This window comes from Bradyrhizobium sp. WBAH42 (assembly GCF_024585265.1).
Taxonomy (GTDB): Bacteria; Pseudomonadota; Alphaproteobacteria; order Rhizobiales; family Xanthobacteraceae; genus Bradyrhizobium.
On the sequence record NZ_CP036533.1, the window covers coordinates 7,715,512 to 7,728,324 of the forward strand.

Sequence of the window (12,813 nt, forward strand, 5' to 3'; positions counted from 1 at the left end):
CATAGGAAGCGTGGCCATGCTCATGACTTACGGCTATCAAGTTGCGCAGTTCCGGTGTCAGATCCTACCGCCAATAGGCCTGAGAGAACCTCGCCGCCGCCGTTGATCGCAAGGACGAGACTTTGCTCGAACCCGGACACGGCGAACGCGCTCACGGCATGCGCTTCGTGGTGATTCGCGAAGGAAAGTCGGAACGGATCGACCTCTGCCCCGCACTCCCGTGCCAGCAGCTGCCGCAGCAACCGTTTGGCGTCCAACGTAACGGGCTGAGAAACAACAGGACGCTCGAGCATGGTTTTGCAATAGGCTTCAGTCGCGTAGAACGCGATGCGGTCGATCTCCCCGAGCTCGACTCCTGCGGTAGACAGGCAGTATCGGATCGGGTTGCAAGGAAACTTGTTGGAGTTCTTGACACAGTTGAGACGCTCCTCTTCGACAGCAGCAATTACGCGGCCATCCTGCACAAGAACCGAAGCGCCATCGTGAACAAATGCATTCGGCAGCTCCGGAGAGCTTTCATGGATTCTGTCAAGGTCACCACTCAGTGCCGGGCACAACATCCCGTTCTCCATCGTCATGACGGGAAGGCCCCTTGCCGTCCCACCGAACTAACCTGGACAGTTACGCTCCGCCGGTGCGCGGGCCAGACAGCACAACACGACTTGCAAGGTCTGTCTGGCGCCTAGCAACAGGCGCTCAGAGTTAGGGTGCTGGCGTCCGATGCAGATGGAGCGAACAGGCGGCCATAGAGCTGGGCTCGATCGCGGCCTCAAGGACGTTGCAGAAGCCACTGTAACAGACCAGGTCACTCGCGAGCTACCGCGGAAGGACTAATGACACCTGCATCGATTGACTTTCTCCCTTACGTCAACGCAGCAGGCGCCGCCGAAATAGCGCTGTCGACGCGAAAAAGGGCAAGACCGCATAAACACAGAGTGCACCTACGTGCAGGGCGGCACTGTCCGCGCCGCGCTCAAGCATCGTCGGACGAATAAGGTCGACCGAATGTGCGAGCGGCAACAAGCTCGCAAAGTGCTGAAATGAGCCGGGCAGTTGGCTTGTCGGAAAGATCGCGCCACACAGAAACACCATGGGCGTAAGGACGAGCGACTGGTAAAACACGAAGTAGTCGTAAGTTGGCGCAAGAGATATGACGACCATTGCTAGGCTGGCGAAGACAAGACCCGTAAGGGCGACTGTTGGTATCGCACAAAGAATGGACGTCCAGGATGCATAACCCAGCGCTGCAGCGACAATCCCGATTGCTGTCCCCGCTAGAACGGACTTACTGGCCGCCCACACCAACTCACCTAGAACAATATCGCCGAGCGTAAGCTGTGTGTACAGAATTCCCTCCCAGGTGCGCTTGACGCCCATTCTTGCAAAGGCCGCATATAGGGTTTCAAAGGTCGCGGATGTCATCGCACTGATTGCGACCATACCGGCCGCCAAAAACGCAATGTACGAAGTCCCCTCAACCCGTCCTACGATGAGTCCGAGGCCAAAGCCGAGGCCCAGCAGATTGGTTATGGGATCTGCGAGATTGCCGAGAAGCGATGCAAGCGCGACTTTCCTCCATGCCAGGAAGTTTCGTCGCCATACCGCGATCCAGTTGTACGCGTTGGCCGGCATCACCGACGCATAACCATCATTCATCGCTCATTTCTCCATCTCGCGCCCGGTCAACCGCAAAAACACGTCTTCGAGATTCGGGGGGCGCTGCAGTACGCGAAGGTTCGCTTGCCCGCGCAGGTGCACGCGAACTTGCTCCGGATAGCGCGCGTAACAAAAAACCGTCTCTCCACTGACTTCGATATGCCGCGCATAAGGCCTGATCAGCTCTCGGAGGTGATTGGGATCACCACCATAGATCTCAATCACGTCGCAGCCGATATGCTCGTCGATCAAGGCATCTGGCTTGCCTTCGGCGATTTTGCATCCACTCTCAAGCACGCATAGCCGATCGCACAGGCGTTCGGCCTCTTCCATGAAGTGAGTGGTCAAGAGGATGGTCTTGCCACGCGCAAGCAGGGCCCGCAGGCGTTCCCAAATCAGGTGGCGTGCATGCGGATCCAGCCCAGTGGTCGGCTCGTCCATAACGAGTAGATGTGGATCATTAATCAGGGCACGCGCCAGCGTCAGCCGCCGCTTCATGCCACCGGACAACTCGGAGACACGCACGTCCGCTTTGCTTTCAAGGCGCGCAAACTCAAGCAGCGACGGTGCAACCGCCGCGATCTTGCGAGCGCTCATGCCGAAATAGCGGCCAAACACAAGCAGGTTCTCTCGCACTGTGAACTCGAGCTCAAGGTTGTCGAACTGTGGCACCACCCCGACGCGTACACGCGCCGCACGAGCGCGGGAAGGCACAGGCTCATCGAGGACTGTAATCTTGCCGCCGTCGGGCGAGATCATGCCGAGGAGCATGCGCGCAATCGTACTCTTGCCAGCTCCATTCGGCCCAAGCAGTCCGAAGCACTCTCCGCGTGCGACCGAGAACGACAGATCGTTGACGATAAGCTTGTCGCCAAATGACTTTTTTACACCGGCAAGGTCGATCGCCACAGTGGATATGTTCATCTTAGGCTGACAGAAGTCGTTCCGTGGACGATGGCTTCTCGACGACGGTTTTGCTCCAGAGCTTTCCCTCGCACCAAACGTGCTCGACACGCCCCCATTGGCAAGCTGCCGCAGCGTCCGGAAAGAATCCCCGTCCGTGGAGGTTGGCGCTCGTGTTGCAGAGCAGCGGAATACCCGTGAGTTGCTCAAATTCGACGAGAAGCGCGGCAATTTTGTGGGGAGAGTTGCGGGAAATTGTCTGCAGCCGCGCCGAGCCGTCAAGATGGACCACCGCGGGGACCTTGTCGCGCCAATCCGCCCGGGTCTGGTGATCGAACAGCATGTAAGGATCTGGCGTGCCCGGGCTGAAGATCTCCGGTGCCCGATCCTCCAGACAAATCGGCGCCACCGGTCGGAAGTGCTCGCGACGTTTGATGTCGTTGAGATGATCCTTCATTGCCCGGCTAGTTGGGGCTGCAAGAATGCTTCTACCGCCCAACGCCCGGGGCCCAAGCTCGGCACACCCGGAAAGAAAGATGACGGGCTTGTTGTCGGCAAGAATCGCCGCAAGTTCACTCAAACTGCAAGGAGCGGCCTCCCAGTCCGGCGGAACCTCGCTCTCCTGCAGGGCAGGACCACTGTAAACTGACCACTCCAAAGGCCCGAAGCCATTCTGCGCTGCCATAGCACCGCACGCCGCGCCGATTGCCGAGCCGCTGTCATTCGGAAACGGCGGCACCCAGACATCATCGAACAATCCAGTCGCGCGAAGCGCGCTGTTCCATTTGATATTGAGACCGCAACCTCCGGCGACACATAGATTTCGCGCTCCCGGAAGCGACGAATATCTTAGCAGAAGCAGCGCGATTTCCTTAACAAGAAGACGTTCCAGAAACACATGGAAGGAGGCGAGGACGTCCTCCGCTCGCTTGGCAGCCAGGCGCAACGCGCTTGCCTCGAAGAACGCGTGCATAGCTGCAAGACACGATTCCGCATTGTTAATGTCTTCACGGTAGCGGCGAGCCTGCTCCGTGTCGGCCGCCAACCGTGTTTCATAAAGCCCCTGAAACACTTCCACGATGCTTTCATCAACGGAGCCAAGCGCGATGTAAGCCATCAGCTTGCCGGCGATGCCCAGATCCCAACTGGAGCGGTTCGGCTTACGGTACGGCCCGAAGTGAAGGCCCGCGGCAGCATAGGCGTGGCCGATCATAGGAAACAGCGATCCAATGAACCGACCCCCGCGCGGTTCGACATAGTAAAGACGTGGAAAGATGCAGCCATCCCACACCAGACAGAACGAAGCCTTTCCCGCGGCTGCAAAGGGACTGGTGCCATATGCTGACGCGACATGGCCCGTGACATGCGGGTAGCTCTTATATGGAAACTCCTTGCCGCCGAGCAGGAGGCCGACGCCGTCGACGGGATCAAGGAGGCCCCCAGCATGACGCTCGACATATGGCGCGCCTTTTAGCGCAACCTGCACCGCTCCGCTTAGGAGCTGGAACTGCGATTCATTCTCGCCGTCCCATCCGTCAACGACGAACTGATCGATATCCCGCGGCTCCAGGCCATGCTCCGCCAAGGCGCGCACGACTGCATCGAGATTGTCAACGGACTGATAGCGTGGACTATTGCCGCGCTTCTCTTGCTCCACGCAAAAAAGAAGCCGACCGTCCTCGACGACAGCAATTGCTCCGTCATGTGTCAACTTTATTCCGCAGATGCGCATACGTACTCCTGGTCTAATGACCGACGTTTGATTGTTCTGACGTGGCGTCCGGCCTTCGAAACTGGACGATCAAGCAGTCTTCGTTTGCCGATCTGGTGGAGCAGTGCCGACGCTCGACCTCCGATAGGCTCTCCTTAAAGAGAGCGATCACCGTTTCGGCACCAGCAGCATGCCCCCAGCGCTGACATATTTCATCACGCGCGGACCCGAAAATCAGAGTGCCACTTGGCGCAAGCATACTCACCAGGTTGCGGATAGCCGTATGCATCTCGCCCACGTCTTTGAGGTAATAAAGAACCTCGGCCACGACAATTAAATCGAACTGCTCAGTGGTCGAGAACCGCTGAATGTCGCAGGTCACAAAAGTAATATGTGACCACTTACTGGTCCGCAGTCGCGCTCGCTCGATTGCCTGCGGCATGACATCCACCACAGTAAGCCGTTCGCATAACGGCGCAAGCAACTCCGTGAATGCACCGGCTGCACATCCTACCTCGAGGGCAGACGCAGCATCTCCGTTGCAACGCGACATCCGGAGCATTTGCGCGTATCGCTCCTGCTCGAACGAACTATTATCAAGGTGCCATGGATCGTCGGCAGCCAACTCTCGCTCTAATAGCTGATGGTTCAGGTCCAAAGTCATGAGACGACCAATTATTTGTAGACAGTCGAGCGATCGCGACCGGAAACACTCTCCGTAGCCGCCAGGCTCGACGGACGGTGCGATAACCCCGCCTTATGAATGGGAGTCGTTCCCACCCCTACGCTAGACGCACCTCGTCCGGCATTGGGACGCAGGATGACACGCTGTTTCTCCTCTTCCGCCGGCACATTGGTGACTTTTCGCGATAGCCAATCGCTATTGCTCAATGTACAAAGCGCATAGGCCTTCAATGGTAGCAAAAGAAGGATATTGATCGGTGTGTGGAGCGAGAAGCCGATAAACCGCAAGTCGCGAGCGCGAAACGCTGCCACACTGCACCGGACCATAGTCATTGCTGCAATCGTCAATCCCGTCCACCAGGGTATAGAGCCACCGAACACGAGCTCTGCAAGCGCAGCAAGTGTTGAAATCGCGAGGAGAAATGGGCCGAGATTTTGCCCGATAACATCTAGCGTCAAATAACCATCGAGCTCTGGGAGCAGGCGCAATGCAAGAAACGTATCTCGAAAGGTACTGCGCGCCCAACGAAGCTGCTGACGCAGATATGGCCCAAGACGGTGCGGAACGACTGTGGCTGCTATCGCGTCCGGGACGTATTCGGTTCGAAACCCAGCCTTGAGCATGAGTATCGTTAGATGGCGGTCCTCGCCGAAATCACTCGGCCTCCCACGGAAGAACTGCGCCTCGTATTGATCGAGAAGCAAGGTCAGCGCGGAACGTCGATACATGGCACAAGGGCCGCAACAACACATGACGGCACCGAAGCGCGCCTGTGCCGCGCGCTCTTCGTTGCACGCGAGCCAATATTCCATATCGATCAGCCTGGTCAACCAGGTCTGGTTACGATTACTTGCTATCAGTTGACCCATCGCCGCACCGACTTCCCGGTCACGCATCTTCAATACAAGCTTCGTGACGACGTCGGCAGCAAGAACCGTGTCGGAATCGACATTGAGCACCAGATCACCGGATGAGCTGCGTATTGCAGCGATCTGCGCTTTGCGCTTTCCGACGTTGTTTGCCAGCAAGATGATGCTGACTCTAGGATCGTTGGCATATATCTGGTGTACAGGCGCGACCACGTCGCGGTTTGCAGATCCGTCATCGACCACATAGACCTGTATCTTTCCGGCGTAGTCTTGACTGCAAATCGACTCCAGACATTCGGCGAGCGTGTTTGGATCCTCATTGAAGCACGGCACGATGACGTCCACAGTGGGAAGGACCACCTCCGCTTTTTCCAGGCTGTCCTGTAATGATGAGTTGATCGCCGGTCGGGCATAAAGCGCTTGCACGCTCTTATAGATAGTCGAGAGTACCGCATAACTTGAAACAGCGGCAGCACTGGTTGTCGCGAGCAGGTCCATTGGGTGTCAGTTCTTGTTCAGTGAAGTTGAGGAAGTGGACGGATTGCAAACCCGCGCCGTTGCAGTGCCGGAATCAGATATGCGAGCGCCGTGGTGGTCTGATCGCGCAGCGTTGCATCGGTGCCCAGTCTCTCCTCATCGGGAGGATACCCGTCGTGCAGGAGCACAATTGCACCCGGGCGAACGTTCGCCATCACCGAATTCACAATTGTATCAACTCCAGGGCGGGACCAATCTCTCGGGTCGACCGACCAGTGCAGAGCCGTGAGACCAGCGCTCGCCGTCATTGCAAGCACCTGTTGCGTCCATATGCCGTAAGGCGCTCGCATATGCCTGGGCGAGGCCTTCGGGCACGCCAGACGGATCGCCTCGCTCGCGGTCAGCACTTCATCCTGTAGCTCTGCAGGTCCGCATCTGGATAGATCAGGATGGGTCATCGTATGGTTCGCAACCTGATGACCTTCCGCAATCACTCGTCGGATGAGGTCCGGATGCTCGATCGCGTACGTACCGATGACGAAGAATGTAGCGGGAACTCGATGTTGCGCCAGCACATCGAGCACCTCTGGCGTACAAAATGGGTTCGGCCCGTCATCAAAGGTCAAATAGACAGCTGGACTTCCGCTCACGTCAGCGTAGTCGCAGCGGACAGTGAATGGTGTGGAGCGCTCTGTCACAACTCAGGCCCGTTCCGATCGATGACAGTCCCGGCCGGCCATTCGCTTATCGAGCGTCCCAGCGGAAACACCACCACTATCGCGTCCTCGAGGCGGGTCGGCGATAAATTGGGATAGACATCCGGCTGCGTGGAGCGGACGCGAATGCCATGCATCAGGGTGGCGAGTCCCTGCCTTTCGACCAGTCGCTTCATATGTTTCTCAAGCGCCGACCGAACCGTGCCAAAGCCGAATGGAACACCAAGCTCCTGCAGTACGGGATACATCACGCGCATCGCGTGGCTTATTCCGAGCCCTTCGAGATCCGGGCGCACCGCATACAACCCCAGTTCCGCCACAAGGAGATCGACTTCGCAAACTTTGATGAAGCGACGTAGCAGCCCAATGTGAGCCGCTACCCCGCGCGCGTCGGAACCAATTGCACGAAGCTCCGGTCTTGCGCCGGCCCAACTTCGGCTCCCCTCAAAAGGCTGCGCATTGAACGCACCCGTGGGCCCATAACTCTTGCGGAAGAACTCCGCGAGCTCGGCATGATCGGCGAGCCGCAGCTCGCTCTCCCAACGAAGGCTCCACTGCACTTGAGCGCGCGCAGAAGCACGTTCCGCAGTCGGGGATACGGCAATGTTCATGGCGAGCGTCCTTGCGCCTGTTGAATTGAACGGGAAGCGGTCACGTGATCTCTACCTGCAGGGCTGCCGATCAAGACTGAAATGCGCGGCTGTGCTTTGTCGGAGCTCCGCACCGCTGGCCTGCACCCGCGCCCCTCGCCTCTGCTCGCGCTAACGCTTGGTTCGCGCTCGTCATCCTGCTGATGTGCCATGCCCATGCGGAAGACCCCGGCGAGGCAATTGGACTAGCCAGAGCCGATCTGCACCAGGGAGCGCGCGCGCCCTCCGTTGCATCGCCGTCAGGAGAATTGACGGCTGCGGGCAAGCCACCGACACGCGATTCGTCGACGACGCATCTGAGCGGCATCAGATCACACTGGCTCCTATACATCTTCAACAGACCCCAAAATACGCTGGACAGGCTAGCCGTTCGGAATGGCGCCTGAAATGTTTGGCAACCGCAATCTGCGCCTGCCGCCATTCCCTGACACTAGATTGATGCTGAAAGCGCTCTCAAGTGTACGCGGGTAAACCTCGAGTATTGAAACGGATGACAGCCCCATACGAAGGTTTATCGAGCCCCGCTCGGCGCTCAAGCGAGCGCACATCGCACGAAGACGCAACACGGCTCGCACGCCACGCCTGTAGACGCCCAGGACACGGACGCGGCGGTGCGCTCGCACGCCCAGGAGCTTTTCTTTGAGCTCACTTGAACGACCATAAACCATTGTGGTCTGCCTGGTCCGTTTTTCAAACTTCAGTTTGCTATCCAACATCCCACAATTTGGTAAAATCGATTGTTTCGATAGAACACATCCACACGATGGATAGACTCACAACATGCGGTTCAAGGGACTTGATCTAAATCTTCTCGTTGCGCTCGATGCCGTGATGACGGAACGCAACCTCACAGCGGCGGCTCGCAAAATTAACTTGAGCCAGCCCGCTATGAGCGCTGCGGTCGCACGGCTACGCGCCTATTTTCACGATGAACTATTTACTATGAGAGGTCGCGAGCTCGTCCCTACACCTGGCGCGGAGGCGCTTGCAGGTCCAGTTCGCGAGGCCCTGCTGCACATCCAACTCTCAATCATATCGCGCGACGCGTTCGACCCGACTCAGTCGAGTCGACGCTTCAGGGTCATTCTTTCAGATTTCATGACGATCGTTTACTTCCGCAGAATTGTGGACCGCATGGCACAAGAAGCTCCCGCCGTGCGGTTCGAATTGCTGCCATTTTCCGATGAACCCGATGAGCTGCTTCGTCGGGGCGAGGTCGACTTTCTCATTCTGCCGGAACTGTTCATGTCGAGTGCGCACCCTAAAGCGACGCTGTTCGACGAGACCCTCGTGTGCGTGGGATGCCGCACGAACAAGCAGCTATCCCGACAGCTTACGTTCGAGAAATACATCTCGATGGGGCACGTTACTGCCAAGTTCGGACGGGCACTGAGACCGAACCTCGAAGAATGGTTTTTGCTTGAGCACGGTCTGAGGAGACGAATTGAGGTCGTCGTGCAAGGCTTTAGCCTGATTCCGCCCATATTGTTAGACACGAGTCGTATCGGCACGATGCCCTTACGGCTGGCCAGACACTTCGAAAAGCGGATGCCACTGCGGATCATCGAACCGCCTCTCCCCCTGCCCATATTCACAGAGGCCGTGCAGTGGCCCTCGTTTCACAATACCGACCCCGCGAGCATCTGGATGCGGAGGATATTGCTTGAGGAGGCATCCAACATGGCATCTGATGAGCAAAAGCCTCCAACTCGCAGGCGCTGTTAGGCTCACCGCAAGCTGCCGCTCCGAATAATCCAAGCACGCTACAGGCCCTTCGACGTGCTCGGTCCCCTTCCTCGCTTCCGCGTCTCCTGGGGAGGCACTGCCACGACCTCACAATGCAGCGATCCGTTGCGAAGACTTTTCCTGTTGTAAGCGAGGTGACTTCCCAGGTGTGGTTTGATGGGCTTGCGCTGCGTTCAGGGCTACCCTGGCACTATCGCGGATAAAACACGCCTCCATTACAAATGTTTAGCTTGGCGGATAAAATCGCTTGAATCGCACATTGCGTCAGGTTGTAGGTTGACCCTCGCGACTAGCGCTGCACGACGCAGCCGTCGAGGGGGCGCTCTGGTGTGCTCAGGACGCTCACGGACGCTGGGGTGATTGCGATCGGCGAGCTGAACGGACCAGCTACGTGGTCGGCCGAAACCGGCGAGACGAATCAGCTTGGAGGGTCCTGACGCTTTCCCCCCGCCGCCGATCGGCTTACCGCTTGCTGTCCATTCTTGTTGTCGTTTCGCGAGCTTCTTGTCTTGATGGCAGGGTTGAGCCGATGTCCATTCGGGCGAGCCAGGACGATTGCTCCAGACGCAGCCGCCACCGCACGCTTTTTCGCAGCAAGGACGTTTGCGCCGGATAAGAAGAGATGCGTTTCAAAGGTCTGGATCTAAATCTTCTCGTCGCGCTGGATGCTCTGATAACTGAGCGCAATCTCACCTCAGCGGCACGCAGGATCAATCTCAGTCAGCCGGCCATGAGCGCAGCCGTTGCCCGGTTGCGCTCATATTTTGGCGATGAACTGTTTGGGATGAGGGGGCGCGAGCTTGTCTTGACCTCGCGCGCAGAAGCGCTCGCAGCTCCGGTACGCCAGGCTCTGGTGCACATTGAACTCTCAATTATGGCGCGTGACGTGTTCGATCCAGCTCAATCGAGCCGGCGATTCAGGATCGCCCTTTCTGATTTCATAACAGTTGTATTCTTAAGAAATGTCGTGGAGCGCGTCACGCGAGAGGCCCCCACCGTCAGCTTCGAACTGGCGGCGCCGACCGTTGAGCACGACGAGCTCCTCCGCCGCGGCGAAGTCGATTTTGTTATCCTGCCAGATTCTCTCCTGTCCAGCGCGCACCCCAGGGCGGCCCTATTCGAGGAGAGACTCGTCTGCGTAGGTTGCTGCACGAACAGGGAATTACATCGCGGGCTTACATTCGATCGATATATGTCGATGGGGCACGTTGCAGTTAAGCACGGAGGTGCGCCCCACACGCCAATTGAGCAATCATTTTTAATCGATCTCGGTCCTACTCGGCGCATCGACATTCTCGTGCAGAGCTTCAGCATGGTCCCGCCCCTCCTTGTTGGGACGAACCGCATAGGCACGATGCCATTAGGGCTGGTGAGGCATTTCCAGAAGACCATGCCTCTTCAGATTGTCGAGCTTCCGGATCCATTCCCCGTCTTCACCGAAGCGGTCCAATGGCCCGCAATTCACAACAATGACCCGGAAAGCCTGTGGATGCGGGAAATATTGTTCGAGGAGGCCACGCGCATGGCAACTGCATAAGAGCACCCCGTAACCAACACTCCGGAAGGAACGGGCAGCGCCTGAAACTTCGCACCCGTCTCGCCGTTGCCGTAACGACGTTCGTGAAGTCTACGAACTTCACGTTCCAACACTTGTCTCAACACACACAATTCCACCTGCCTGGCTTGCTCTCCTTGTCGCGGGATAAAGACCCTCCGGGCGCGCGGTTCGTGAGACGTTCTTGATTTCTTTCGCGCGTCGGCGTTAGGCGCGATATCACAACCGCAGTGTGTCTGGCTTTAGAGACGGGGACGGAGCAGCACGTTCGCGCTTAGGCCAGGCGTTTACGTTGCAACCGCGGCCGCCAAGCGCGTCTTTCGAGAAGGCCGGCACGGGGCTCCTGTCGTCAACTCTCCAAGTTAGTAGTTGCTCCCCATGAATGGAGGCGATCTGCCTTTTTGGAGCCGCAACAAAATGCATCGTGAGCATAGAGGGCGTCGATCATACATATCGCCCGGTTCTGCCGCGCTGTCGAAGCAAGCATCCGCGCTCGCGTGTGGCCCTATGGCATCACTCTACAGTACACCGCATCTGCGTCGCTCTGCGCCGCAGGTATGACTTCTTTTGGCCCTACCGCAGCCAAACGTCTTGACGACGTGCGCTGCCCTGGACGCAATTCAAACAAGGAGCTGAAGGTTGAAGCTATGCAGCAGCGTGTTCGATCCAGAAGAGCTTTCTGCCCTCGGACGACTTTATGACAGCGCCGTCGACGCGCTACCCCCATCGATGCGGAGTCCAGAAAATCGCACGGCAATCGCCAAGCTCATCCTGGAGCGTACGGCGGCTGGCGAGGCTCAACTGGCATGCCTGGCGAAGTTGTTGATCACCCTTTCCCCTCAGGGTTGATCCGCCGCCATTCTAAGGATAGTCACCACTCTCGCGCTGGAGAATGGAAGACGATTCAGGCTGACGCTTAGAAAGCAGCTTGAATCATACGTGACGTCAGGTTGTAGGCTTCAAAATTGAACAACATGAACAAACCTACACCAAGAAGGCGTCGATGGCGCATTGGCGAACTTGCAGAGGCGACCGGAGTAACGGTACGCACGCTGCACCATTATGAGCACACAGGACTCCTAGCAGCCACAGAGCGTACTGACGGCGGCCACCGGATGTATGACCGCGAAAGCCTGCAGCGGGTTCAGCAGATTCGCGCGCTGCGTGAGCTTGGCTTCTCACTTGTCGAGATCCGTAAAGCCATGGAGGGCACGACTTCTCTCACGGACCTGCTGCACAAACATTTAGAGCGCATAGAACTTCAAGTCGCTCGAGCAACTCTGTTGCGCGACCGTTTGCGCAACATGACAATCGACGGCGAGGCGCAAGTAAGTGTGGATGAGCTGCCTGCCACTCTGAATGCCATGTCGCGAGTCGAGACGCGTAGTCAAACGACCGCATGCATCTGCAATTCAGCTTCAGAGCGCGAGGACCGGTGGCGGCGAATCCGTGACGACCTTCGCGATTGCATGGATCGGAGCGAGCCCCCTTGCGGTGAGCGCGCAAAGGCTGTCGCAGTTGCAGCACGCTTGCTGATCAGCGAAATCGCCGGCGCCGATTCACGCGCTTCGATGATCCTGAAGGTACTTGCACGACTGAGCGCTCCCCGCGCTCTGGCTGGTTGGGATCCCTGCCTGATGCAGTATCTCGATCTCGCCCTTGGCGGGTTGGAGGATTAGCCGTACTGACCCGTTCATGGCCCTTTCCACACGTCGGTTGAAGGCACCTGACAATGCTAGGTTGATCTGCCGCGCTCTGATGCGGGCTGAAAGCTTTATGAGCTCAAGCGGACAGACGGTCATGGCCCGCCGATGCGCGCCCCTGACGCACCCACGCCCCTCAAAA

At 57.8% G+C, this 12,813-nt stretch carries 10 protein-coding genes and 1 pseudogene; 3 read left to right on the forward strand and 8 right to left on the reverse strand.

Annotation, left to right across the window (positions count from 1 at the left end; all coding sequences use genetic code 11):
* Positions 1-38: 38 nt before the first annotated feature.
* The 8 genes and pseudogenes from DCG74_RS36245 to DCG74_RS36280 all read right to left on the reverse strand — a co-directional run.
* Positions 39-560 (reverse strand): annotated as a pseudogene (locus tag DCG74_RS36245) (carbamoyltransferase N-terminal domain-containing protein); the annotation flags it as partial.
* Between the two features lie 307 nt (positions 561-867).
* Entirely contained in the window at positions 868-1,656 is a 789-nt protein-coding gene (locus DCG74_RS36250; protein WP_172789338.1) for an ABC transporter permease, read from the reverse strand.
* A gap of 3 nt (positions 1,657-1,659) precedes the next feature.
* Complete coding sequence (gene nodI, locus DCG74_RS36255; protein WP_172789339.1) at positions 1,660-2,580, reverse strand: nodulation factor ABC transporter ATP-binding protein NodI; 921 nt, start codon at positions 2,578-2,580, stop codon at positions 1,660-1,662.
* Between the two features lies 1 nt (position 2,581).
* On the reverse strand, positions 2,582-4,291 hold the full coding sequence (nodU, locus tag DCG74_RS36260) for a nodulation protein NodU (RefSeq protein WP_172789340.1): 1,710 nt from the start codon (positions 4,289-4,291) through the stop codon (positions 2,582-2,584).
* A gap of 13 nt (positions 4,292-4,304) precedes the next feature.
* The gene (gene nodS / locus DCG74_RS36265) at positions 4,305-4,934 is read right to left on the reverse strand and encodes a nodulation methyltransferase NodS (protein WP_172789341.1); all 630 of its coding nucleotides are present in this window, start codon (positions 4,932-4,934) and stop codon (positions 4,305-4,307) included.
* An 11-nt stretch (positions 4,935-4,945) separates the two neighbouring features.
* Complete coding sequence (nodC, locus tag DCG74_RS36270) at positions 4,946-6,322, reverse strand: chitooligosaccharide synthase NodC (protein ID WP_172789342.1); 1,377 nt, start codon at positions 6,320-6,322, stop codon at positions 4,946-4,948.
* A 17-nt stretch (positions 6,323-6,339) separates the two neighbouring features.
* Positions 6,340-6,999, reverse strand: a complete 660-nt coding sequence (gene nodB / locus DCG74_RS36275) for a chitooligosaccharide deacetylase NodB (protein WP_172789343.1) — start codon at positions 6,997-6,999, stop codon at positions 6,340-6,342.
* Positions 6,996-7,628 (reverse strand): NodA family N-acyltransferase, encoded by a 633-nt coding sequence (locus tag DCG74_RS36280; protein ID WP_172789344.1) that lies wholly within the window; start codon positions 7,626-7,628, stop codon positions 6,996-6,998. Before DCG74_RS36280 ends, nodB begins: the two co-directional genes overlap by 4 nt.
* An 819-nt stretch (positions 7,629-8,447) precedes the next feature.
* Between DCG74_RS36280 and nodD1 the strand changes: the two genes are divergently transcribed.
* From nodD1 to DCG74_RS36295, 3 genes are all read left to right on the forward strand, one after another.
* Positions 8,448-9,392 carry a transcriptional regulator NodD1 gene (nodD1, locus tag DCG74_RS36285; protein ID WP_172789345.1) on the forward strand — a complete coding sequence of 315 codons (945 nt, stop codon included), beginning with the start codon at positions 8,448-8,450 and terminating at the stop codon, positions 9,390-9,392.
* 643 nt (positions 9,393-10,035) lie between these two features.
* Positions 10,036-10,950 (forward strand): transcriptional regulator NodD2, encoded by a 915-nt coding sequence (nodD2, locus tag DCG74_RS36290; protein WP_172789346.1) that lies wholly within the window; start codon positions 10,036-10,038, stop codon positions 10,948-10,950.
* A 992-nt stretch (positions 10,951-11,942) separates the two neighbouring features.
* Complete coding sequence (locus DCG74_RS36295; protein ID WP_172789354.1) at positions 11,943-12,647, forward strand: MerR family transcriptional regulator; 705 nt, start codon at positions 11,943-11,945, stop codon at positions 12,645-12,647.
* Positions 12,648-12,813 lie beyond the last annotated feature (166 nt).

Bases quoted from the DNA above. Each gene is read 5' to 3' on its own strand.
- DCG74_RS36250 (WP_172789338.1), bottom strand. From the start codon at position 1,656: ATGAATGATGGTTATGCGTCGGTGATGCCGGCCAACGCGTACAACTGG.
- nodI (WP_172789339.1), bottom strand. From the start codon at position 2,580: ATGAACATATCCACTGTGGCGATCGACCTTGCCGGTGTAAAAAAGTCA.
- nodU (WP_172789340.1), bottom strand. From the start codon at position 4,291: ATGCGCATCTGCGGAATAAAGTTGACACATGACGGAGCAATTGCTGTC.
- nodS (WP_172789341.1), bottom strand. From the start codon at position 4,934: ATGACTTTGGACCTGAACCATCAGCTATTAGAGCGAGAGTTGGCTGCC.
- nodC (WP_172789342.1), bottom strand. From the start codon at position 6,322: ATGGACCTGCTCGCGACAACCAGTGCTGCCGCTGTTTCAAGTTATGCG.
- DCG74_RS36280 (WP_172789344.1), bottom strand. From the start codon at position 7,628: ATGAACATTGCCGTATCCCCGACTGCGGAACGTGCTTCTGCGCGCGCT.
- nodD1 (WP_172789345.1), top strand. From the start codon at position 8,448: ATGCGGTTCAAGGGACTTGATCTAAATCTTCTCGTTGCGCTCGATGCC.
- nodD2 (WP_172789346.1), top strand. From the start codon at position 10,036: ATGCGTTTCAAAGGTCTGGATCTAAATCTTCTCGTCGCGCTGGATGCT.
- DCG74_RS36295 (WP_172789354.1), top strand. From the start codon at position 11,943: ATGAACAAACCTACACCAAGAAGGCGTCGATGGCGCATTGGCGAACTT.